The organism is Microbaculum marinisediminis, from assembly GCF_025397915.1.
In the GTDB taxonomy this organism is placed as follows: Bacteria; Pseudomonadota; Alphaproteobacteria; order Rhizobiales; family Tepidamorphaceae; genus Microbaculum; species Microbaculum marinisediminis.
The window spans coordinates 203,286-224,942 of sequence record NZ_JALIDZ010000002.1 but is presented as its reverse complement, the minus strand read 5'-3'; the positions used below and the strand labels follow the sequence as shown (position 1 = coordinate 224,942).

The window sequence follows — 21,657 nt, the reverse complement described above, 5'->3', positions numbered from 1 at the left end:
CGCGCCGGGCGCGCCGGTTCTCCGCGCGCTTATCGCGTCGGGCTGGCAAGCGCGTCGTCGGCCAGATGCTGGCGCAGCATCTCCGTATATTGCTCGACCATGTGCTGGACGAACTCCTCGTGCGTCTCGACGTCGAGGATCGCCTTGGCCACGTAGGCGTTGTAGCGGGCCGCCGCGTAGAGGAAGGCCATGTGCAGATCGGTCGCCTTGACCGCCTGGTTCTCGCGATTGGCCAGCTCGATGAACTTGTTGGCGACCTTGAGGAAGGCCTCGGTGTCGAGCTCTCCCGTCTTGCCCGCCGCGCGCCGTTCCTTCCTGTTCATCGATCACTCTCCTGTCAGATTTTCCTCGACCGGTCCGCCTTGCCGCTTCGCGCTGCGCGACCTACCTTGCCGGGCGCACAAAGGATCGAGGCGACATGACGAACGATACCAAGGTCTGGCCCACGGAAATCCGCTTGTCAAAGGACAAGCGTACGCTGACCGTCACCTTCGAGGACGGAGAGAGTTTCGCGCTGTCCGCGGAAATGCTGCGGGTGCTGAGCCCGAGCGCCGAGGTGCAGGGCCACAGCCCCGACCAGCGCCAGACCGTGCCGGGCAAGAAGAACGTCGGTGTCATGCAGATCCATCCGATCGGCAACTACGCGGTCCGGCTGGAGTTCGACGATCTCCATTCAACCGGAATCTACTCCTGGACCTATCTCTACGAGCTCGGCAAGAATCACGACGCCCTGTGGGCGGCCTATCTCGAAGAGCTCGCCGAGAAGGGCCTGGACCGCGAGCCGAAGCTGCGGCACTGAGCCTCACTGTTTCCTGAGCGTCTCGGCGAAGGCCCGAATGGCGGCAATGTCGTCGAGCTCGATCTCGACCGGCGCCGCGTTCGGCGGAAACACGTCGGGATCGGGATAGGGATAGCCGGCCACTCGCACGAACGAGGGGTGCGGCCGCCGCGCCTGGAAGGTTTCGAACCGTTCCGCCCAGTCGTCGAAGGCATCGACCAGAAGCTGGAACGATGGCGTCGAGCCGATGCCGCCGAACTTGTTGAAGTCGCCGACCACGTGGCAGCGGGAGCAGTGCTCCTCGGCCAGTGCCTTTCCGTCCGCGACCTGATCGGCCGTCTGATCCGCCGCCTGATCGGCCACGGCCGGGGCCGGGCCGAGGCAAAGACCGAGCATCGTCGCAGCGGCGATGGCGTTTCGCATGTCCTCGCGTCCGTCCGGGCGTCCGTCAGGCTTTCCTGCCGGAAGCTTAGCACAGCTGCGCCGGATTGTTTCCGCGACGGGCGCGACGGGTCCGAAAACCTTGGGGCTGTCTTCGAAGGCCCGAAAAGAAAAGGCCGGAGCTTTTGGCTCCGGCCCGTCTGTCCTCGCGTTGCCTCGAGGCTCGACTATTGCAGCACGACGATGCGCGCGCCGATATTCACACGGTTGTAGAGGTCGATGACGTCCTCGTTGAGCATCCGGATGCAGCCGGACGAGAAATCGCGACCGATGCTCCAGTTCTGATTGGTGCCGTGGATCCGGTAGAGCGTGGAGCCGACATACAGGGCGCGCGCACCGAGCGGGTTGCTGGGGCCGCCCGGCATGAACGTCGGCAGGTACGGCTGGCGGGCGCGCATGTCCGCCGGCGGCCGCCAGTCCGGCCATTCGGCCTTGCGGCTGAGGTTGTAGGTGCCGGAGAACTGGAAGCCCTCGCGCCCGACGCCGATGCCGTAGCGGATCGCCTTGCCGTCGTCGAGAACCAGGTAGAGGCGCCGTTCCGGCGTATCCACGACGATGGTTCCGGGGGAGTATTTCTTGTCGTAGCTCACGACCTTGCGCGGGATGGGCGTATAGGCCCACACGCCGCCGCTTTGCAGACGCTTGCCGGTGAGCGGATCGATTTCAGCCTGGGCGCCGCCGACCGGACCGATAACCAAAGACGCCACGATACCAAGCAGAGAGAGCAACCGCCATTTCATCGTTCATAACCCTTGGAAAACGACCAAATTCGCAAATCTGTGAGCCGATTCTGCATACTCGAAATATCTGTCTTTTTGTCCGTCAGCCTCCTGTAAAAATCAAGCGGACGGCGACGCCATAACGCAGAGTTGATGCAAGAATGCGCCACCTGTGGCGGATTTATCACGTCGGTTTACCAATTCCGCGAGATTGATGCGATGCCGTCGCGGCATTCCGCAGCGGTATTCGGCAGCGGACGGGGCCATACGGCTTAACGGATACGCACGGGGCGTGTAATGGAAGGCTGGTGATGACGCCCGATTTTCCTGCGCCCCGGACGGATTGGTGCCTCTTCCTCGATTTCGACGGAACCCTCGTCGAAATCGCCGAGTCGCCGGATGCCGTCCGTGCCGAACGTCACCTTGCCGCCACACTGACGGCGATCTCTGCCCGGCTCGGGGGCGCCGTCGCGATCGTGAGCGGCCGGCCGATCGCCGAGGTCGAGCGCCACCTCGACCACGAGGGGTTTCCCGCCGCCGGTCTGCATGGTCTCGAGATGCGGATGCGCGCCGGCCAGCCGATATCGCGCGTTGACGTGAGCGCCCCCGACAAGGGAATCCGCGACGCGCTGGCATCCTTCGCCGCCGGCCGGCCCGGCCTGTTGTTCGAGGACAAGGGGATCGCGCTGGCGCTGCACTATCGCGCGCGGCCTGATCTCGCCGATGCCTGCCGAGACGCGGTGAAGGACGCCGTGGCGCGTCACGGCAATCTGCAGGTTCTCGAAGGCAAGATGGTCTTCGAGGTCAAGCCGGCGGCGGCAGACAAGGGCAGGGCAGTGCGTCGCTTCATGGACGAGGCCCCTTTCGCCGGCCGCGTCCCCGTCTTCGCCGGAGACGACGTCACCGACGAGGACGGCTTCAGGGCGGCGGCCGCGTTCGGCGGCTTCGGCATCAAGATCGGCGCGGGCGAGACGGCGGCGCGCTGGCGAATCGGTACAGTGGCCGAGTTCCTGCGCTGGCTCGTGGCGATGCCCGGCCGGCTGGATCGGGCGGCAAGGGAGACGGCAGCACCGTGAGCGGACTGGATCTCGGCGTCATCGGAAACTGCGCGATCGGCGCGCTGGTCGACAGCAACGCACGGATCGTGTGGTCGTGCCTGCCGCGCTTCGACGGGGACCCGGTGTTCCACGCCCTGCTGGGCAGTCCGGACGGGAACGATCCCGCTACCGGCGCGTTCACGATCGAACTCGAGGGCTTCACCCGCGCCGAGCAGGCCTACGAGCCCAATACCGCGATCCTGCGGACCCGGCTCTACGGCAACAACGGCGACGCGCTGGAAGTCACCGACTTCGTGCCGCGGTTTCGCGCCCGCGGTCGCATGTTCCGCCCCACCATGATCGTCCGCCGGCTGCGTCCGCTCGCCGGCCGGCCTCGGGTGACATTCCGCATCAGGCCGCGGTTCGACTGGGGGGCGAGCGCGCCGGCCGTGACGCACGGCTCCAACCACATCCGCTATGTCGGCTCGGGCCTCGTCATCCGGCTGACCACCAACGCGCCGGTCGCCTATGTGCTGGCCGAGACCTCCTTCGTCGTCGACGAGCCGACCAGCTTTCTTCTGGGCCCCGACGAGACGGCGAGCGACAGCGTCGATACGCTGGCCCGCAGCTTCGAGGAACAGACCGCGGTCTACTGGCGTGAATGGTCGCGCCGCCTCGCCGTGCCGCTGGAGTGGCAGGACGCCGTGATCCGCGCGGCGATCTCCCTGAAGCTGTGCACGTTCGAGGAGACCGGCGCCATCGTCGCGGCGATGACGACCAGCGTGCCGGAGGCCGCCGACAGCGGGCGCAACTGGGACTACCGCTATTGTTGGCTGCGCGATGCCTTCTTCGTGGTCCGCGCGCTCAACAGTCTCGCCGAAGTCGAGACGATGGAGACCTATCTGCGCTATCTCTCCAACATCGTCCGCGAGATGGACGGCGGGCACATGCAGCCGGTCTACGGAATCGGCCGCGAGGCGCATCTGGTCGAGCGTACCGTCGACCATCTGCCGGGCTATCGCGGCATGGGGCCGGTGCGCGTCGGCAACCAGGCCTACGAGCACTTCCAGCATGATGTTTACGGCAACGTCATCCTGGGTGCCGCGCAGGCGTTTTTCGACGAGCGTCTGTTCCGCCCGGCCACGCTGGACGACTTCCGGCTGCTCGAGCGCGTCGGCGAGCGCGCCTTCGCGCTCCACGCCGAGCCGGATGCCGGCATGTGGGAATTGCGCACCCGCGCCCGCGTTCACACTTCCTCGGCGCTGATGTGCTGGGCGGCCTGCGACCGGCTCGCCAAGATCGCCCGCCGCTTCGGCGAGGATGACCGGGCGGAGACCTGGAGCGAGCGCGCCGGCGAGATCCGCGCGACGATACTGGAGCGGGCCTGGAACCCGGAACTCGGGTCGTTCGTCGAGAGCTTCGAAGGCTCCAACATAGACGCGAGCTTGTTGCTCATGGCCGAGGTCGGATTCGTCGCCCCCGACGACCAGAGGTTCGTCGCGACTGTCGATCGCATCGGCCGCGAGCTCAGGCGCGGCAACCACCTCCACCGCTATTCGGCGCCCGACGACTTCGGACGGCCGCATACGGCATTCAATATCTGCACCTTCTGGTACATTGACGCCCTGGCACGGATCGGGCGCACCGAGGAGGCCCGCGAGATATTCGAGACCATGCTGGACGCGCGCAATCATCTTGGCCTTCTTTCGGAGGACATCGACCCCCAGACCAGGGAACTGTGGGGCAACTACCCGCAGACCTATTCGATGGTCGGCATCATCAACGGCGCCATGCGCCTTAGCCGGAGGTGGGATACGACGATATGAGCCGCCTCGTCGTCGTTTCCAACCGTGTCGGGCCGGTGCGCGAATCCGCCAAGGCCGGCGGGTTGGCGGTGGCGATCGTCGATGCGCTGCGCGCGCAGGGCGGCGTCTGGTACGGCTGGTCGGGCGACGTCACCCCGGAAGGCACCCACGGCATGCTGAAGACCGAGCAGGCCGGCCGCATCTCGCTGATGACGCTCGATATCGATCAGGCCGATTACGAAGGCTACTACGCCGGTTTCTCCAACCGGACACTCTGGCCGATCTTCCACTACAGGCTCGATCTGGCCCAGTTCGATCGCGAACTCGAGAAGTCGTACTGGACGGTCAACGAACGGTTCGCCACCCGGCTCTACCCGATGCTCCAGGACGACGACGTCGTCTGGGTGCACGACTACCATTTCCTGGCGCTCGGCGCGAAGCTGCGGGCGATGGGTGCGCGCCAGCCGATCGGCTTCTTCCTGCACATTCCCTTTCCCGTGCCCGAGATCATCGCCGCGCTGCCGGGCCACGCCGCGCTGGTCCGCGCGATGCTCGCCTACGACGTCATCGGCTTCCAGACGAAGCGCGACGCCAGGGCGTTCATTCGATACTTCGAAGAGGAGTTCGGCGGAACCGCGACCGCGGATGGGCATCTGACCGTCCAGGGGCGCACGGTCAGGGTCGGCGCCTTTCCCATCGGGATCGACGCCGAGACCTTCCGCAAGTTCGCGATGTCGCCGGAAGCCCATCGCCAGGGCCGGCGGCTCAAGTCGTCTTCCGAGCACCGCTGCCACGTCATCGGCGTCGACCGGATCGACTACACGAAGGGGCTGGTGGAGCGGTTCCGGGCATTCTCGCGGCTGCTGGAGCACTATCCGGAGAACCGCGGCCATGTGTCCCTGCTGCAGGTCGCGCCGGCCTCGCGCGAGGACGTCGACGCCTATGTCGACATCCGCGAGGAGCTGGAGCGCATCACCGGCAACGTCAACGGACGTTTCTCCGACCTCCACTGGACGCCGATCCGGCTGATCACCCGACCGCTGCAGCGGCGCAGCCTCGCCGGGCTCTACCGGGCCTGCCAGGTGGGCCTCGTCACGCCGTTGCGCGACGGCATGAACCTGGTCGCCAAGGAATATGTCGCCGCCCAGGCAGAGGACGATCCCGGCGTGCTGGTGCTGTCGCGCTTTGCCGGCGCGGCCGAAGCGCTCGACGCCGCCCTGATCGTCAATCCTTATGACATCGACGAGACGGCCGAGGCGATCCAGCGCGCTGTCATCATGCCCCTCGACGAGCGCCAGGATCGCTGGCGGCAGCTCTTCGACAAGGTGCAGACCGAGGACATCCGGGCCTGGTATTCGACCTTCCTGTCCGCGCTCGGGGCGGCCGGCCACGACACCCGCGACGCAATACCGGAACTCTGAGTTTGTCGGCCGAACGCGGCGCAAGACGGATTTATCGTACAATTCCCATTGACCGGCGCGCCCTATCGTCCTTTGTTCGGGGCGATTTTTTGCCCAGGCGGAAACAGGACGACAGGGAGACGACGATGGCGGAACGGCACGACAATCTGATCGACGGGGAATGGGTGAAGGGCAGCGAGTACGCGCCCAACCTCAACCCGTCCGACCTCTCCGATGTCGTCGGCGACTATGCGCGCGCCACGGCGGGCGAGGCGCAGGCTGCCATCGCCGCGGCCCGGGACGCTTTCCATGGCTGGTCGCGGTCGACGCCGCAGCAGCGTTTCGAGATCCTCGACGCCGCCGGCTCCCGCATCCTCGCCGAGAAGGAGCGTCTCGGCACGCTGCTGTCGCGCGAGGAGGGCAAGACCCTGCCCGAAGGCATCGGCGAAGCGGCCCGGGCCGGACAGGTCTTCAAGTTCTTCGCCGGCGAGGCGCTCAGGCTCGGCGGCGAGGTGATCCCCTCTGTGCGCCCCGGCGTCGGCGTCGAGATCACGCGCGAGGGCGTCGGCGTCGTCGGCCTGATCACGCCCTGGAACTTCCCGATCGCCATCCCCGCCTGGAAGATCGCGCCCGCGCTCGCCTACGGCAACACCGTGGTCTTCAAGCCGGCGGATCTGGTTCCCGGATGCGCCCATGCGATCGCCGAGATCCTCGACGATGCCGGCATTCCCGCCGGCGTCTTCAACCTTGTCATGGGCCGCGGCTCCGTCGTCGGCGAGGCGATGGTCGGCTCGCCCGATGTCGATGCCATCTCCTTCACCGGGTCGGTCCCCACGGGCAGGCGCATCGCGCTCGCGTGCGCGGAATCCGGCAAGAAGGTGCAGATGGAAATGGGCGGCAAGAACCCGCTCGTGGTCCTGGACGACGCCGATCTCGACACCGCCGTCTCCTGTGCTCTCAACGGCGCGTTCTTCTCCACGGGCCAGCGCTGTACCGCGTCCTCGCGTCTGATCGTGACCGAGAAGATCCACGATCGCTTCGTCGAGGTGATGACCGACAAGGTGAAGACCCTGAAGGTCGACAACGCGCTCAAGCCGCACACCGAGATCGGTCCGGTCGTCGACCAGTCGCAGCTCGATCAGGACATGCGCTACATCGCGCTCGCCAGGGAAGAGGGCTGCGAGGTGATCGGCGGCGAACGGCTCAATCGCGATGCCGAGGGCTTCTACCTGTCGCCGGCGCTGCTCCTCGGCGCCGACAACGCGATGCGCACCAGCCGCGAGGAGATCTTCGGTCCCGTCGCCAGCGTCATCAAGGTCTCCGGCTACGACGAGGCGCTCACCGTCGCCAACGATACCGAATTCGGCCTGTCGTCGGGCATTTGCACGGCGTCGCTGAAGCACGCGTCCGACTTCAAGCGCAATTCGCAGGCCGGCATGGTGATGGTCAACCTGCCGACCGCTGGCGTCGACTATCACGTGCCCTTTGGCGGCCGTAAGGGGTCTTCGTACGGTCCGCGCGAGCAGGGCGCCTATGCGCGCGAGTTCTACACCACGGTCAAGACCGCCTACACGCTGGCCTGAGCCTGAACACGGGCGAACACCGTCGCCGCGCGCCGTACTTGGTATCGCGCGCGGCGGGCCGGGGAGGGGCCGCGGAGCCCATAAAGCATGACCAAACGGACCCGGAACTGGATCCTCATCGTTATCGCGACCGCGATAATCCTCGCGGTCGGCTATACCTCGCGCGGGGACGAGGAGGCGACGGTGCGCGACGGGGCTGGAGCCTCGCAATCGACGCGCTAGGCTCGGGGCGCCTGCGCGATCTTGGCCATTCGATGTATGGCTATGTCCATTCGGCGCGGTTGCGCGGATTGTCCCGGATTCATTTGATTTGATCGATCCGCTCCGACGGGGGAGTCCGCGGCTCAGAGCCTGCAGGACAGGCCCGTAACGGGGGCAAAGTATTTTCGGACTGCTGAATACCGAACAACGGAGCAGTTTCGTGTCGAACGCATCGCTCGCGAATCCAGGACGTGTCGATTGGGTCGATATCGGCAAGGGATTCTGCATCATCATGGTGGTGATGCTGCATTCGACCGGCGGCGTCGAGGAAGCGGTCGGCGCCCAGGGCTGGCTACGTCCCGTCATCGAGTTCGCCCGACCGTTCCGTATGCCCGACTTCTTCCTGATTGCCGGGCTTTTCCTGAGCCGCCGCATCGACCGACCGTGGCCGGAGTATATCGACAAGAAGGTGCTGCACTTCGCGTATTTCTATGTGCTCTGGATGGGGATCCAGGTCGCGCTGAAGACCGGGGTCAAGACCGGCATCGCCGACATACCCGGCGACTTCCTCTACGCGATGGTGCAGCCCGTCGGCGCGCTGTGGTTCATTTATCTCCTGCCGATCTTCTTCGTCGTCACGAAGCTGCTGCGCCCGGTTCACCCGGCAATCGTGCTCATCGCCGCGGCGATCATGCAGTCCACCGCCGTCGGCACCGGATGGATCATCCTCGACGAGTTCGCCATCCGCTTCGTGTTCTTCTACGCCGGATATGCGCTCGCCCCGGCCGTCTTCGCCTTTGCGACGCGGGTCGGTGAGTATCCATGGATCGCGGCGGCTGGGCTGACCGTTTGGGCGCTCGTCAACGGCGCTCTCGTCCATATGGGGCTGGCCGCCAAGCCGGGCTTCAGCCTGGTGCTCGGCGCGGTCGGCGGCCTTGCGGTGGTGTCCATGGCGGTCATGCTGACGCGGACGCGGATTTCCGAACCGTTGCGCTATTGCGGCGAGAACTCGATCGTCATCTTCCTCGCCTTCTTCCTGCCCATGGCGACCACGCGCATTGTGCTGCTGAAGACCGGGATCGTCACCGACGTGGGGACGATGTCGCTGATCGTCACCTGCGCCGCCATCTTCGGTTCGCTGATCCTGTTCTGGATCACGCGCGGCACCCGGCTCGGGTTCCTGTTCGCGCGGCCGGCCTGGGCACGGTACGAACCGACCCGTCGGCTGGCCGCCGCCGAGTAGTGTGCCGCCTGCCAGGGCCGCGATTCCGCGTCTTCGAAGTCGATCGGGCCGCTCGGCGGCTCGTGGGCCTCAGCGGCATTCCCAGCCATGGTCAGTCGGCCAGCCATTGCCGATCGGATCGCCGGAACCGGCTGGCCGCGCCGAAGGCCGTCGTGGCGGGACGCGAGCGCTTCTGCAGCATGGGGGGGGCAGGGCGGCCAGCGCCGTTTCCACTCGAAACTTCGGAACGCTCCCCATTTGTGGCGGCCAGCGCCTCTGGTTCCGGTCCCTTGCCGGGCCTGGAAACAAGGCGGGGCCGATGTCCTTCCGGTGCATTGCCGCGATGGTCCGATGGTCATCGCCGTCGTATCGACGGGTCAGAGGTCGATCGTCTCAATGTAAGCAAAACAGGGCGGAAGAAATGATGATGCTGCTGAGGCTGGAAATTAACCATGTTTCCAGAAACATGGGGCGCGCCCGTCGACTGGTGTGATGTCGTGTCTGTCCCGGCTTTGTTGCTTCCTCGAGCGATCGGTCCGCAAAAAGCGCGTCCGACTGCAATACAGATCGCTATTTCGGTCTCCTTGGACGTAGAGATGCTGTAGAGATATACCGCTTTCTAGGTAGCTTAATATCCAAAATAGCGTCTTTTAGACGGAATCGGCATGCATCGCGTGCCATTCGAAGTAGTTCAATGATGGTGTGCACAAGCCGCTAGATAAACCAATTCCGTATGCCGAGATGTTCCGAATCATGTGTTTAATGAGATCTCTAGATTTTCCTTCAGGTGGGGAGAAGTAGATGTCCAGAAAGCGCTCTGATAGAGCTTTGAAAAGTCCGGCGAGGCGCCATTTCTTGGCGGTGACATCCGCCGCAGGGGCCCGGATCGCCGCAGTAGCCGCTCTGGCGGGCATTAGCAGCACGACATCGGCAACCGCGCGCGCTCGCGGCGGCATGACGCGCAGCTATCGCGGCAACGGCGGGACCCCGGGCGACGGTGGCGGTGGCGGTGGCGGCGGCGGCGGTGGTGGAGCCACCCAGTGCTTCCTGCGCGCCACGCGCATCATGACCGATCGCGGCGAGGTTGCCGTCGAAGCGCTCAAGGCCGGCGATCTCGTTCAGACCCTCGATGGCGGCTTTGCGCCGATCCGGTGGGTTGGCCGCAGCGTCTATCAAAAGACCGCTCGCGACTGGCCGGCGGACGTCAAGCCGATCCGGATCGCGCGTTCGGCGATCAGCGAAGGAGTTCCCCATCGCGACCTCTACCTGTCGCCCTGGCACTTCCTGTATCTCGACGGCCACCTGATGCCGGCCAAGGATCTCGTCAACGACATGACGATCACGGCCGCGACGCCGGCGAACACCGACACGATCGAGTACTTCCACGTGCTGCTCGATAGCCATGACGTGCTCCTCGCGGAAGGCGTCGCGGCCGAGAGCCTGCTCCTGAAGGCCGGCGAGCACGAGAACTTCTCGAACTTCGCCGAGTACGAACGCCGTCTGGGTGGCGACGTACCGGCCGAGATGACGCCCTATGCGCCGCGTGTGTGGTATTCGGGTGGACGCTCGCACCTGACCGCGATGATGCGGCTCGGCGCCTCGCACTTCGTCGATGTGCGCGACCCGATCCAGCGCGTCAATCAGCGGCTGATCGCCCGGGCGGAAGCCCTCGCGCCGGCGCTTGCGGCGTGAACGATTTGGCCCGGCCTGGATAAGGTCGGGCCACACCCCTGACCTGAAGAAGTCAAGACCTGAAGACCTGAAGAAACGCCCGCGATAGAAATATCGCGGGCGCTTTCTATTCTATTCGTGCCGTGACGTTGCGCGGGGGATGGTCAGGCGGTCGAGACGGTGTCGTGGGCGGTCGCGTTTGTCTTCGGAGCGAGCCGCACCGCGGGGCCGGACTGCTTCTCGAGGGCCCGCCGCAGCGACGTGATGACCGTGTCCTGCTCCGCGTCGGTCATCTGGGCGAAGAGAGGCAGCAGGATGCACCGGTCCTGGGCGGCTTCGGAGTCCGTCAGGGGCCACGGGCACGGGTGATCGGCATAGGCGGGTTCGCGGTGAATGCACATGATGCCGCGCCGGGTCGCCACGCCATCGTTCAGCATGTCGTTCATCAGTGTCTTCTGGTCGACCCGCGCGGGCAGGCGTACGCAATAGGACTGCCAGTTGCTGCGTGCCCAATCCGGTTCGAACGGCGGTACGACGCCGCCGATATCGACGAGCGCCCGTTCGTAGCGCGCGGCGAGCGCGCGCCTGCGGGCGACGATATCCGGCAGCCGGGTGAGCTGATGGCGGCCGATCGCGGCCTGCATGTCCGTCAGCCGGTAGTTGAAGCCCGGCACGTCGTAGCTTTCGAACAGCACCGTCTTGGCGCTGTGCCGGACCGTATCGGGAATGCTCATGCCGTGTTGCCGCAGCAGCCGGAACTTGCTGTCCAGCTCCGGATCGTTGGTGGTCAGCATGCCGCCGTCGCCCACCGTCATGACCTTGCGCGGATGGAACGAGAAACATGCGATCGTGCCGTGCGGTCGTCCGATCTTCTGCCATTCGCCGCCGACATTGATTTCGGAGCCGACGGCACAGGCCGCGTCCTCGATCAGCGGCAGGCGGTCCACGTCCGCGATCTCCAGGACGGCGGCCAGGTTGCAGGGCATCCCCATCTGATGGACGGCGAGGATCGCCTTCGTGCGCGGGGTGATCGCCGCGGCCATCGCGGCCGGATCGATGCAGAACGTCGTCGGGTCGATGTCGACGAAGACCGGCGTGGCGCCGCACTGACGGATCGCGTTGGCGCAGGCGATGAACGTGTGGCTGACCGTGATCACTTCGTCGCCGGGCCCGACGTCCACCGATAGCAAGGCGAGGTGGAGCGCCACGGTGCAGTTCGATACGGCGCAGGCATGCGCGGCGCCGACGGTCGCGGCGAATTCGCTCTCGAAGGCCGCCACCTGCGGCCCCTGCGTGAGCCAGCCGGACAGAACCACGTCGGCGGCGGCGCGCGCCTCTTCCTCTCCCAGAAGCGGTTTGGCGATCGGGATCATTCGGCCGCGACCCCGATCTGCCCCCGTTCCTTGGCCCACCAGGCAACCAGGTCGGCCATGCCGTCGTTGAGGCCGATCGAGGAGCGGAACCCGATGAGGCGCGCGGCCTCCTCGACGTCGGCGAGGCGCCGCGGCACCGGGTTGACCGCCCGTTCCGCCTCGTGGATCGGGCGCAGATCCGGCCGGCCGAGGATCTCCGTCAGGATATTGGCGAGGTCGAGCAGCGACGTCTCCGTGCCCGAGCCGACGTTCAGCACGACGTCGCTGGCGGGCGCGACGGCGGACAGCACGTTGGCCCGCGCGACGTCGCGAACATGGATCATGTCCATCGTCTGCAGACCGTCGCCGAAGATGATCGGCGCGTCGCCGGCGGCGATCCGGTCCATCCAGCGGATCAGCACCTCGGTGTACTTGCCGTGCAGGTCCATGCGCGGCCCGTAGACGTTGAAGTAGCGCAACGCGACGTAGTCGAGCCCGAACATGTCATTGTAGGAGCGCAGCAGCCCCTCGCCGAACGTCTTGCACGCGCCGTAGAGCGTCCGGTTGGCGTAGGGATGATGGTTCTCCCCTGTCGGGAATTCCTCGGCCATGCCGTAGATCGAGGCCGACGACGCCATCACCACCTTTTCGATCTTGTGGGTGACGCATTTCTGCAGGAGGTCGAACGTGGCCGTCGCCATGACCTCGAAAGCGGCCTGCGGCTCGGCGGCGCAATGGGTGATGCGCAGGGCGGCCTGATGGAAGACGATATCGCTTCCCGCGACCAGGGTGTCGATCAGCGCGCCGTCGCGGATGTCGCCCTGGACGATGTGGACGGTTCCCGACCGCGCCGCCTTCGAGACGTTCTCGATGCGGCCGCGCACCATGTTGTCCAGAAGGACGATCTTCGAGCAGCCGGCCTCGACCAGCAGATCCGCGATATGCGATCCCACGAAGCCGCAGCCGCCGGTGATCAGGATGCGCTTGCCCTTCAGGCGCTCCAGGTCGTCGGTGGCGGTCAGTGAAGAGAGGTCAGGCTGCATCGGCATGGTCTTTCTCGCGAATGGAGGCCAGCGTGGTGGCGACGGTCTGTATCTGCTCGGCCGTGATCTCGGGGAAGATCGGAAGCGACAGCGTCGTTGACGCGAACGCCTCGGTCACCGGAAGCGAGCCTGCGGGATAGCGGCAGTCGGCATAGGCCTTCTGCAGATGAACCGGCCTGGGATAGTGAATGCCGGTGGCGATGCCCGCCACGGTCAGATCGGCCTGCAGCCGGTCGCGGTTCGCCGCTGTGATGGCATAGACGTGATAGACGTGATCGCGTCCCGCCGGCGCCGGGCGCCCGACATCGATATCCGCCAGCAGCCGGTCGTACAGCGCACCGGCCTCCTGGCGTTGCTCGGTCCAGGCCGGCAGATGGCGCAGCTTGACCTTCAGGATCGCGGCCTGCAGGGCATCCATGCGGTAGTTGAAGCCCTGAACCACGTGGTTATACTTCCCGGCCTGTCCCCAGTCGCGCAGGACGCGCATGCGCTCGGCGAGGTCCGGTCGGTTGGTGACGACCGCGCCGCCTTCGCCCGCCGCGCCCAGGTTCTTGCCGGGATAGAAGGAAAAGCATCCCAGGTCCGCGAAGGCGCCGGCGCAGGTCCCGTCGCGTTCGGCGCCATGCGCCTGCGCCGCGTCCTCGATCACCACGATCTCGCGGTCCCGCGCGATCTCCATAATCGCCGACATGTCGGCGATGCGGCCGTGCAGGTGCACCGGGACGATCGCCTTGGTGCGCGGGGTGATGGCCGTCTTCAGTGCGGCGGAGTCCATCGTCCAGGTATCCGGGTCGATGTCGACGTAGACCGGCGTCGCGCCGCAATACAGGATCGCCGCGACCGTCGCGACGAACGTCATCGACACCGTGACCACTTCGTCGCCCGGCCCGACGCCCGCCGCGAGCAGGGCGAGGTGAAGGGCCGACGTCCCCGAATTGACCGTGACGGCGTCGCGCGTCCCGCAGAACGCGGCGAAATCGGTCTCGAACGTCTCTACCGGCTCCCCGAGCACGAACCGTCCGCTATCGAGGATGGCGGTGATTTCGGGAAGCAGTTCGTCGCGCAGCGCGCGGTGCTGCGCGCCCAGGTCTTGAAACGGGATCATGATGCGGCCTTCAGACGGGCGAACTCGACGGGGTGGCCACCGGAACTCAACGACTGGGCGGCGGCCTCCAGCATGCGCACGACGCGCAGTCCGCTGACGCCGCTCGAGGTCGGCTGTCCGTGGCCGTTAATGCTCGCGGCGAAGTCCTCGATGACGCCGAGCAGGGCTTCCCTGGTGGAAAGCTGCGGGGCCCACATGTCGCCGGTGCGGTAGGAGATGCGGACGTCGTTGGCGCTCTGCGGATCGGCCGAGAGATGGACGCCACGGTCGTAGACCTTGATCTTCTCGCTGGGCTCGAGGTCGTCGTAGACGATCATCCGCCGGCTGCCGCCGATCAGCGTCTGGCGAACCTTCACCGGTGCCAGCCAGTTCACGTTGATATGGGCCAGCGTGCCGTTGTCGAAATGGACGCTGAGGTGGGCGAGGCTCTCCTGGTTGCGATGGATGTGCCCGGCCCCGACCGCGGTGATCGATACGGGCTCGGCGCCCAGGATGAATTCGAGGATCGCGAAATCGTGGACCGCGAGGTCCCAGATCACGTTCACGTCGCCCTGGAACAGGCCGAGATTGATGCGGGTCGACTCATAATAGTAAATGTCGCCGACCGTGCCGTCCGCGATCAGGTCTCGGATCTTCCGCACCGCGCCCGTATAGACGAAGGTGTGGTCGACCATCAGCGTCAGCCCGCCGCGGTTGGCCATGTCGATGAGGCGCTGCGCCTGTTCGGAGGTCTCCGTGATCGGCTTTTCCACCAGGACATGCTTGCCGGCCGTCAGTGCCGCCGCCGCGATCTCGTAGTGGGTGCATACGGGGGTGGCGATCAGGACGGCGTCGACGCCCGGATCCTTCAGCATCTCTTCCCAGCTCGCATGCAGCTGCGCCGAGGGATGCCGCTGGCCGGCCCGTTCGCGGGATTTCTCCGACGCGTCGGCGATCGCGGCCAGACGGCAGCCGTCCGATTCCGATACGCAACGCGCCAGGTTCGGGCCCCAATAGCCATAACCGACAAGGCCAATACCGATCATCACCGTAGCTCCGCCGATTTCGTGTTGAGGAATGCGACTTTCGGGTCTTGCCCTTCGGCTCCCTTGTCGAGGAACCGGAGCACCCGCGCCGGCACGCCGGCGACGATCGCGTTTTCGGGTACGTCCTGGGTCACAACCGCGCCGGCGCCGACGATGGCGCGCGCGCCGACCGTCACGCCGGCGAGGATCGTGGCGTTCGAGCCGATCGATGCCCCGCGGCATACGCGCGTCGGCACCACCTCCCAATCGGCCTCGTCCTGCATCGAGCCGTCTTCGTTTGTGGCGCGGGGGAAGAGGTCGTTGGTGAAAACGACGCCATGGGCGACCATGACGTTGTCCTCGATGGTCACGCCTTCGCAGACGAAGGAGTGGGAAGAAATCTTGCAGTTCTTCCCGACGGAACTGTTTTTCTGTATTTCGACGAACGGTCCGATTTTACTTCCGCTGCCTATCTGGCAACCGTAAAGATTGACCAGGTCGGGATGCGTAATGGAAACATCGTCGCCGAGAACAACATTATTGAGCGGCATTTACTGGATAGCCCCTAGCCTTCGTTGACCCGGAGGCTATCGCGTACGCCGTCCCGTAAAACCGCCCAAAATGGTCAGGCGGTTACAAGCGGACGATCGCCGCCTAGACCAAACGGATGATTTTCCGGATCCTATGGCGGAGGAACGCGGGCGACCGGACGGGGTGACAGGCGCCAGGCCCGCTTCACAACGGGCGATTTTCGCCCGCTTGGCCCGTGAGACCGCGTCGGTTGGTCCCGGATCGGACCCGATCGGGTTGGCGCCGGCGTCTGCGTCGACTCGCGGCGTCTGCGGGCCGTCAATCGGTGCCGCGTGCGATTCGCGCACACAAAGCCGTGCGTTTCCCGACGTTCGCGCGGCGGTCGGTCGTCCGCAGGCGCCTCGGTCCGCGATTTCGGCGCTTTCGCACCCTGTCCTTCGCGCGCCCCGTATATCTCGGGTTCGGTCGCGGCCTTCGGTCCGGTCGGGCCCTTCCCAGTTGATTTTCCAGCTGTCGCAGCCGGGTTTCGACCTGGAATCATACGCCTTTCGGTCTCGTATGACGGCCGAACCTCGTCGAATGGCACCGGGTCCTGACCAAACGACGCTTGAGCTCACCGTCACTTCGGTTGGCCGCTAAGCCAAAGCAATAAATTAATACCTGCTTGGAGCGGTGGGCCAATACAGGTTCTATCCGAAAAACTAGTTTCATTGCCGTGAGAAATACTTGATCGGGCGATGGCGACCCGAGAGTCTTGCGCAGACAAGAGGGTGTCCGAGTAGCCTGCATGCAATCATTCACGACCCAGCACAGTATTCCGATGCGCGACGTTTCGCGGCGCAGCCGCCTTGAGCTTGCCGGGGCGGCGTCTCCGGAGGTACGTGCGCGCATCGAGCAATTCATCGAACTGTCGGAAGCCGGCCTCCCCAAGCTTCGGAGCCATGAGGGATTCGCCCATACCGGCCGACGCATCCCGGGCGTGATTCCCGAGGTGCGCGCCGAGGGGGACAGCCTCCGCTACGCGCTGATCGTGGCCCTTGGGCTCGGCCAGCGCGACCGGGCGACGCAGACGCGTGTGTTGGAAGGCTTCAGTGCCGCAGACCTCGCGATACACAGCGCCAAGCGGGCGGAGACGTCCGAGGATCTGGGAAGCGTCGCGCTGGGGGCCTGGGCTGTGGCCGAGGTCGCCGGCCGTGCCGATGCGGTACTCTTCGAGCGACTGGAACGCGCCATCGGCTCGGATGTCCCGGTCGACACGGTGGTGTGCGCCTGGGCCCTGACGGCGGCGGTCGCGGGTCTTGCCTACCGCGACACGGCCGGGCTTGCGAAGGCGGCGGCCAAGCGCCTGCGGGCGGGGCAGTCGCTGGCCGGCCTGTTTCCGCACAAGCTGCCGGACACGGCGATCGGTCGCCTGAGGCGGCACGTGGGGTGTTTCGCCGATCAGATCTATCCGATCCAAGCGCTCGCCCGCTACGCGGCGGCGTTCGGCGATGAACGGGCCCTGGCCGCGGCAAACGCCTGCGCTGCCCGTATCGTCGCCTGCCAGGGCCGCGAGGGGCAGTGGATCTGGCACTACGACGTGCGCAACGGCGACGTCGTCGAGCGCTATCCCGTCTACAGCGTCCATCAGCACGGGATGGCGCCGATGGGGCTTCTGGACCTGATGGAAGCCGGCGGCACGGACTATCTCGACGCGATCATCAAGGGGGTCGAGTGGCTCGACCGGCATCCCGAGACCTCCGCGCAACTGGTCAGCGAAGATGCCCATATGATCTGGCGCAAGGTCGCGCGCCGGGAGCCCAAGAAGGCCGTGCGGAGCATCGCCTCCGTCACCACGGCCACCGCGCCCGGCCTGCGCATTCCCGCCGTGGATGCCCTGTTTCCGGCCAATCGGATCGATTACGAGTGCCGCCCGTATGAGCTCGGCTGGCTGCTCTATGCCTGGTGCGCCGACGGCGTGATGGCCGGGCTGCGGCGGCCGGTCGAACATGCCGCCGTCGGTTCCGCGCCGCTTCCCGAGGCGCCCGACAACGTGTCCACGCTGTTCGGCCTGCGCGTCCACGCGCTGCGGATCGACGATGTCGTCGATCAGTGCCGGCAGGCCGTTAGAACGCGGCAGCCGCTGTTGCTGGGCGTCGTCAACGCCTCCAAGGTCGTCAACGTCCGCAAGGACGCGGCCCTGCACGGTGCGCTCCAGAAATGCGATGTCCTGCTCGCCGACGGCCAGTCGGTCGTCTGGGCGAGCCGCCTTTTGCGCGCGCCGGTTCCCGAGCGGGTGACCGGGATCGACATCTTCGAGCGCCTGCTCCATGTCGCCCACAAGGGAAATCACTCGGTCTTCCTGTTCGGGGCCAAAGCCGACGTCCTGCGGGATCTGGAGTTCCAGTTGGGCCGCCGCTTCCCGGGCCTGCGGATCGTGGGCCGGCGACACGGCTATTTCGAGGATCACGAGGCCGACGCGATCGCCGCGGAGATCCGGGATTGCCAGCCGGACATGCTGTTTCTCGGCATGCCGTCTCCGAAAAAGGAGACGTTCCTCGCTACCTACCGGGACGCATTGGCCGTCCCGGTCATGCACGGCGTCGGCGGTTCGTTCGATGTGCTCGCCGGCAAGACCAGGCGCGCGCCTGCGAGCTGGCAGAAAATGGGCATGGAATGGGCCTACCGTCTGGCGCAAGAGCCGCGGCGGATGTGGCGCCGGTATCTCCATACCAACACCGCGTTCATCCTGCTGACGGCGAAGGAAATGGCCGGTCGTCGCACCGCGCCGCCTCCGAGCACCCACTATCCGCCGCGGATCCTGTCTTCCGCGGCGACATCCGAGACGCGTACCTCTCGACCGGAACTGCACCATGGGTAAAGCGTTCAACGGCCGCGTAGCCGTTCTGGGGTTGGGCTATGTGGGACTTCCCACCGCCGTCGCCCTCGCCACACGGGGCGTCGACGTCATTGGCGTCGATGTGAATCCGAAGACCATCGAAGCGGTGTCGCAGGGACGGGTTCCGTTCGTCGAACCGGACCTGGCGGTGGGCGTCAGCGGCGCCGTGGCGTTGGGCCGGCTGACCGCGACCACGGAGACGCCGGAGGCCGAAGCCTACATCATCGCCGTTCCCACGCCCTTCAATCCCGACCGCTCGGCCGATCTGACCTACGTGAAGGCGGCCGCCGAACAGATCGCGCCGCGCATCCAGCCGGGCGCGATCGTGATCCTGGAATCGACGTCGCCGCCGGGCACGACGGAAAAGGTCAGCCGCTGGATCGGCGCGCTACGTCCCGACCTCAAGATGCCGCACAACCACGACGGCATGACCGAGGTCCACGTCGCGCATTGCCCCGAGCGCGTGCTGCCGGGCCGGATCATGATCGAGATCGTCACCAACGATCGCGTGATCGGCGGCATGACCAGCCGCTGTTCGGAGCGCGCGGCCGAGCTCTACCGTGTGTTCGCGCAGGGCGAGATCCTGCTCACCGACGCGGCGACGGCGGAAATGTCGAAGCTGATCGAGAACGCGTATCGCGACGTGAACATCGCCTTCGCGAACGAGCTGTCGATGATCTGCGAGGAACTGCACCTGGACGTGTGGGAGGTAATCCGCCTCGCTAACAGGCATCCGCGCGTAAACATCCTCAGCCCGGGGCCGGGCGTGGGCGGACACTGCATTCCCGTCGATCCATGGTTCATCATCGGCGCCGCACCCGGCGTCACAAAGCTCCTGCGGGCCGCGCGCGAAGTGAACGACCACAAGCCGCACCATGTCGCCAATGCCGTGATCGCGAGTTCGGAGCGGTTCCGCGAACCGGTCATCTCCTGCCTGGGGCTGAGCTTCAAGGCCGATGTCGACGACTTCCGCGAAAGCCCGGCGATCGAGGTCGTGGAACTGATCGCCTCGGCCCGGCCGGAGGTCACGGTGCTGATCTCCGACCCCTTCATCAACGGCTCGATACCCGGCCGGTTGGGGGAGATGTCGAACGTGCGACTGGAGCCGGCCGCCGACGCCGTCGAGCGCGCCGATATCGTCGTGCTGCTCGTCGAGCACGAGAAGTTCAGGTCACTGCGCCATACGCGCTTCGGCGGGAAGGTCGTCTACGACACGCGTGGTGTCTGGAACTGACGGCCTTCGATGCGGGCTGAGCCTGGAATCGGGACGTGAAGTTCCCCGGGCCGTCCGCCGAAGCCGAAAGCGGCTAGATCGCCGCGACCGCGATTGCCGTGAAGCGGCTTGATATCAGTCCGATTGGGGAATCTTCCGAACGCCTTGACCGCAACCGGCCGCCGCGCGGCCGGCTTCGTCGTGTTCTTCCATCGAGAACACGGCGTTCAGGTCACTGCGCCATATGCGCTGCGGCGGGGTGATCGTCCACGACCCGCGTGGTGTTCGGAACCGACGGCCTGGAGGCGGGGCGCGGGTCGATATGGGACGTGAAGTCCCGGGGCCGTCCGCCAAATCCGAAGAAGTGCTCGATCGCCGCGACGCAGCGTCGTGCCGCCCGGCCGTCTCCATACGGATTGACCGCCCTGGCCATGGCGCCGTGGGCGCCCCCGTCCGTCAATAGCTCGGAAACGCCGTCGACGATGGCCCTTTCGTTGGTCCCGACGAGGCGGACCGTTCCGGCGGAGACGGCTTCCGGCCGTTCCGTCGTGTCGCGCATCACCAGGACCGGCTTGCCCAGGCTCGGCGCCTCCTCCTGCACGCCGCCGCTGTCGGTCAGAACCACCGAGGCGTTGTTCAGCGCCAGCGCGAAGTCGCTGTAGCCGAGCGGCGAGGTCACCACCACGTTCCTGAGGCCCTGAAGCGGTGGCAGCAGGACGTCGCGAACGACGGGATTGAGGTGGGCGGGAAGCAGGAAGACGGTGTCCGGGAACTTTCCGGCCAGCTGCCGCACCGATCTGGCGATTCGCGCCATCGGCTCGCCCCAGGATTCGCGCCGATGCGCCGTGACCAGAACGCTGCGCTTCCCGATGACCGGGGTCAGGTCCGCGTTCTCGATCGGCAGCTTGCGCGAAACCACGTCGAGCAGAGCGTCGATCACGGTGTTGCCGGTGATGTAGATGCTTTCGGCGGGCACGCCGTCGGCGACGAGATTCGCCTTCGCGGTGGCCGTCGGGGCGAGATGGACATTCGCCAGGTTCGTCGTCAGCCGCCGGTTGATCTCTTCCGGGAACGGATTGTAGGCATCGCCGGTCCGCAGGCCGGCTTCAAGGTGGAAGACCGGCACCTTGTTGTAGAACGCGGCCAGCGCCGCGGCGAAACACGTGGTCGTATCGCCTTGCACCAGCACCGCATCGGGCGATTCGGCGACGATCGCATCGGACACGCCGTTCAGCGCCCGGCTCGTGATGTCCTCGAGCCGCTGCCGCTCCATAATGATGTCGAGGTCGATGGCCGGGTTGATGCCGAACAGATCGTTGATCTGATCGAGCATCGCGCGATGCTGGCCGGTGACCGCGATGCAGGCGGAGAGGTTTCCGGACGCCTGCACGGCCTTGACCAGCGGCGCCATCTTGATGGCCTCGGGTCGCGTGCCGTAGACGAGCATGACCTTGCGGATATCGCCGCGGCGAGGCCGCAGCGTGGGCGTACCTTTGCCAAGGGCCTGCAGGGCGCTCGGCGGCAGCGCTACCGCGCGCTTGTGGTCCGGGGGGCTAGAAGGTCGGTTCATCGTTGCGGCGGTCCGATTTCTTCATGTCGAACAGCCTAGCGGGCCCCATATCGGGCACCAGTTGCCAAGATGACCGTGGGGCAAGCAGTTTGCGACTACCCGCG

At 66.0% G+C, this 21,657-nt stretch carries 19 protein-coding genes; 10 read left to right on the top strand and 9 right to left on the bottom strand.

Features of this window, described 5'->3' with window-relative positions; genetic code table 11:
* Positions 1 to 29: 29 nt before the first annotated feature.
* Positions 30 to 323, bottom strand: a complete 294-nt coding sequence (locus tag MUB46_RS04365) for a DUF3144 domain-containing protein (RefSeq protein ID WP_261614655.1) — start codon at positions 321 to 323, stop codon at positions 30 to 32.
* A 95-nt stretch (positions 324 to 418) separates the two neighbouring features.
* On the opposite strand from MUB46_RS04365, the gene MUB46_RS04360 reads away from it, so the two are divergent.
* Entirely contained in the window at positions 419 to 799 is a 381-nt protein-coding gene (locus MUB46_RS04360) for a gamma-butyrobetaine hydroxylase family protein (protein WP_261614654.1), read from the top strand.
* 3 nt (positions 800 to 802) lie between these two features.
* Here the strand turns inward: MUB46_RS04360 and MUB46_RS04355 are convergent, their stop codons facing one another.
* Both MUB46_RS04355 and MUB46_RS04350 read right to left on the bottom strand, forming a co-directional pair.
* Positions 803 to 1,201: a cytochrome c family protein gene (locus MUB46_RS04355; RefSeq protein ID WP_261614653.1), complete on the bottom strand. Its 399-nt coding sequence runs from the start codon at positions 1,199 to 1,201 to the stop codon at positions 803 to 805.
* Positions 1,202 to 1,386: 185 nt separating this feature from the next.
* A complete protein-coding gene (locus tag MUB46_RS04350) occupies positions 1,387 to 1,959 on the bottom strand; it encodes a L,D-transpeptidase (RefSeq protein ID WP_425256214.1) in 573 nt (190 codons plus the stop codon).
* A gap of 290 nt (positions 1,960 to 2,249) precedes the next feature.
* Here MUB46_RS04350 and otsB point away from each other — a divergent pair, with 290 nt between their 5' ends.
* The 7 genes from otsB to MUB46_RS04315 all read left to right on the top strand — a co-directional run bounded on the left by otsB (position 2,250) and on the right by MUB46_RS04315 (position 10,878).
* Complete coding sequence (gene otsB, locus MUB46_RS04345; RefSeq protein ID WP_261614651.1) at positions 2,250 to 3,014, top strand: trehalose-phosphatase; 765 nt, start codon at positions 2,250 to 2,252, stop codon at positions 3,012 to 3,014.
* The gene (locus MUB46_RS04340; protein ID WP_261614650.1) at positions 3,011 to 4,801 is read left to right on the top strand and encodes a glycoside hydrolase family 15 protein; all 1,791 of its coding nucleotides are present in this window, start codon (positions 3,011 to 3,013) and stop codon (positions 4,799 to 4,801) included. The genes otsB and MUB46_RS04340 overlap by 4 nt, the downstream gene beginning before the upstream one ends.
* Positions 4,798 to 6,201: an alpha,alpha-trehalose-phosphate synthase (UDP-forming) gene (gene otsA, locus MUB46_RS04335; RefSeq protein ID WP_261614649.1), complete on the top strand. Its 1,404-nt coding sequence runs from the start codon at positions 4,798 to 4,800 to the stop codon at positions 6,199 to 6,201. The genes MUB46_RS04340 and otsA overlap by 4 nt, the downstream gene beginning before the upstream one ends.
* A 125-nt stretch (positions 6,202 to 6,326) precedes the next feature.
* On the top strand, positions 6,327 to 7,763 hold the full coding sequence (locus tag MUB46_RS04330) for an aldehyde dehydrogenase family protein (protein ID WP_261614648.1): 1,437 nt from the start codon (positions 6,327 to 6,329) through the stop codon (positions 7,761 to 7,763).
* Between the two features lie 87 nt (positions 7,764 to 7,850).
* Positions 7,851 to 7,985: a hypothetical protein gene (locus MUB46_RS04325; RefSeq protein ID WP_261614647.1), complete on the top strand. Its 135-nt coding sequence runs from the start codon at positions 7,851 to 7,853 to the stop codon at positions 7,983 to 7,985.
* A gap of 199 nt (positions 7,986 to 8,184) precedes the next feature.
* Entirely contained in the window at positions 8,185 to 9,207 is a 1,023-nt protein-coding gene (locus tag MUB46_RS04320; protein ID WP_261614646.1) for an acyltransferase family protein, read from the top strand.
* A 933-nt stretch (positions 9,208 to 10,140) separates the two neighbouring features.
* Positions 10,141 to 10,878, top strand: coding sequence for a Hint domain-containing protein (locus MUB46_RS04315; protein WP_261614645.1), 738 nt, complete (start codon positions 10,141 to 10,143; stop codon positions 10,876 to 10,878).
* Positions 10,879 to 11,021: 143 nt separating this feature from the next.
* On the opposite strand, the gene MUB46_RS04310 is transcribed toward MUB46_RS04315, so the two are convergent.
* Genes MUB46_RS04310 through MUB46_RS04290 form a run of 5 tightly spaced genes read right to left on the bottom strand, consistent with a single transcriptional unit; the run spans position 11,022 to position 15,912 of the window.
* Positions 11,022 to 12,230 (bottom strand): DegT/DnrJ/EryC1/StrS family aminotransferase, encoded by a 1,209-nt coding sequence (locus MUB46_RS04310; protein WP_261614644.1) that lies wholly within the window; start codon positions 12,228 to 12,230, stop codon positions 11,022 to 11,024.
* Entirely contained in the window at positions 12,227 to 13,204 is a 978-nt protein-coding gene (locus MUB46_RS04305; RefSeq protein WP_261614999.1) for an SDR family NAD(P)-dependent oxidoreductase, read from the bottom strand. The genes MUB46_RS04310 and MUB46_RS04305 overlap by 4 nt, the downstream gene beginning before the upstream one ends.
* Before the next feature lie 37 nt (positions 13,205 to 13,241).
* Positions 13,242 to 14,357 carry a DegT/DnrJ/EryC1/StrS family aminotransferase gene (locus tag MUB46_RS04300; protein WP_261614643.1) on the bottom strand — a complete coding sequence of 372 codons (1,116 nt, stop codon included), beginning with the start codon at positions 14,355 to 14,357 and terminating at the stop codon, positions 13,242 to 13,244.
* Positions 14,354 to 15,382: a Gfo/Idh/MocA family protein gene (locus MUB46_RS04295; RefSeq protein ID WP_261614642.1), complete on the bottom strand. Its 1,029-nt coding sequence runs from the start codon at positions 15,380 to 15,382 to the stop codon at positions 14,354 to 14,356. Before MUB46_RS04295 ends, MUB46_RS04300 begins: the two co-directional genes overlap by 4 nt.
* Positions 15,382 to 15,912 carry an acyltransferase gene (locus MUB46_RS04290; protein ID WP_261614641.1) on the bottom strand — a complete coding sequence of 177 codons (531 nt, stop codon included), beginning with the start codon at positions 15,910 to 15,912 and terminating at the stop codon, positions 15,382 to 15,384. The genes MUB46_RS04295 and MUB46_RS04290 overlap by 1 nt, the downstream gene beginning before the upstream one ends.
* A 767-nt stretch (positions 15,913 to 16,679) precedes the next feature.
* On the opposite strand from MUB46_RS04290, the gene MUB46_RS04285 reads away from it, so the two are divergent.
* Together MUB46_RS04285 and wecC are read left to right on the top strand one after the other, a co-directional pair.
* The gene (locus MUB46_RS04285; protein WP_261614640.1) at positions 16,680 to 18,752 is read left to right on the top strand and encodes a WecB/TagA/CpsF family glycosyltransferase; all 2,073 of its coding nucleotides are present in this window, start codon (positions 16,680 to 16,682) and stop codon (positions 18,750 to 18,752) included.
* Complete coding sequence (wecC, locus tag MUB46_RS04280) at positions 18,745 to 20,004, top strand: UDP-N-acetyl-D-mannosamine dehydrogenase (RefSeq protein ID WP_261614639.1); 1,260 nt, start codon at positions 18,745 to 18,747, stop codon at positions 20,002 to 20,004. Before MUB46_RS04285 ends, wecC begins: the two co-directional genes overlap by 8 nt.
* Positions 20,005 to 20,215: 211 nt before the next feature.
* Here wecC and wecB read toward each other — a convergent pair whose 3' ends face one another.
* Complete coding sequence (wecB, locus tag MUB46_RS04275) at positions 20,216 to 21,553, bottom strand: non-hydrolyzing UDP-N-acetylglucosamine 2-epimerase (protein WP_341850243.1); 1,338 nt, start codon at positions 21,551 to 21,553, stop codon at positions 20,216 to 20,218.
* Positions 21,554 to 21,657: the final 104 nt, after the last annotated feature.

What these genes read in the sequence shown, in the direction of transcription:
- MUB46_RS04290 (WP_261614641.1), bottom strand. Translation starts at nt 15,912, where the DNA reads ATGCCGCTCAATAATGTTGTTCTCGGCGACGATGTTTCCATTACGCAT.
- MUB46_RS04325 (WP_261614647.1), top strand. Translation starts at nt 7,851, where the DNA reads ATGACCAAACGGACCCGGAACTGGATCCTCATCGTTATCGCGACCGCG.
- MUB46_RS04285 (WP_261614640.1), top strand. Translation starts at nt 16,680, where the DNA reads ATGCAATCATTCACGACCCAGCACAGTATTCCGATGCGCGACGTTTCG.
- otsB (WP_261614651.1), top strand. Translation starts at nt 2,250, where the DNA reads ATGACGCCCGATTTTCCTGCGCCCCGGACGGATTGGTGCCTCTTCCTC.
- MUB46_RS04295 (WP_261614642.1), bottom strand. Translation starts at nt 15,382, where the DNA reads ATGATCGGTATTGGCCTTGTCGGTTATGGCTATTGGGGCCCGAACCTG.
- wecB (WP_341850243.1), bottom strand. Translation starts at nt 21,553, where the DNA reads ATGAACCGACCTTCTAGCCCCCCGGACCACAAGCGCGCGGTAGCGCTG.
- wecC (WP_261614639.1), top strand. Translation starts at nt 18,745, where the DNA reads ATGGGTAAAGCGTTCAACGGCCGCGTAGCCGTTCTGGGGTTGGGCTAT.
- MUB46_RS04300 (WP_261614643.1), bottom strand. Translation starts at nt 14,357, where the DNA reads ATGATCCCGTTTCAAGACCTGGGCGCGCAGCACCGCGCGCTGCGCGAC.
- MUB46_RS04360 (WP_261614654.1), top strand. Translation starts at nt 419, where the DNA reads ATGACGAACGATACCAAGGTCTGGCCCACGGAAATCCGCTTGTCAAAG.
- MUB46_RS04330 (WP_261614648.1), top strand. Translation starts at nt 6,327, where the DNA reads ATGGCGGAACGGCACGACAATCTGATCGACGGGGAATGGGTGAAGGGC.
- MUB46_RS04355 (WP_261614653.1), bottom strand. Translation starts at nt 1,201, where the DNA reads ATGCGAAACGCCATCGCCGCTGCGACGATGCTCGGTCTTTGCCTCGGC.
- otsA (WP_261614649.1), top strand. Translation starts at nt 4,798, where the DNA reads ATGAGCCGCCTCGTCGTCGTTTCCAACCGTGTCGGGCCGGTGCGCGAA.
- MUB46_RS04365 (WP_261614655.1), bottom strand. Translation starts at nt 323, where the DNA reads ATGAACAGGAAGGAACGGCGCGCGGCGGGCAAGACGGGAGAGCTCGAC.
- MUB46_RS04310 (WP_261614644.1), bottom strand. Translation starts at nt 12,230, where the DNA reads ATGATCCCGATCGCCAAACCGCTTCTGGGAGAGGAAGAGGCGCGCGCC.
- MUB46_RS04350 (WP_425256214.1), bottom strand. Translation starts at nt 1,959, where the DNA reads ATGAAATGGCGGTTGCTCTCTCTGCTTGGTATCGTGGCGTCTTTGGTT.
- MUB46_RS04315 (WP_261614645.1), top strand. Translation starts at nt 10,141, where the DNA reads ATGACGCGCAGCTATCGCGGCAACGGCGGGACCCCGGGCGACGGTGGC.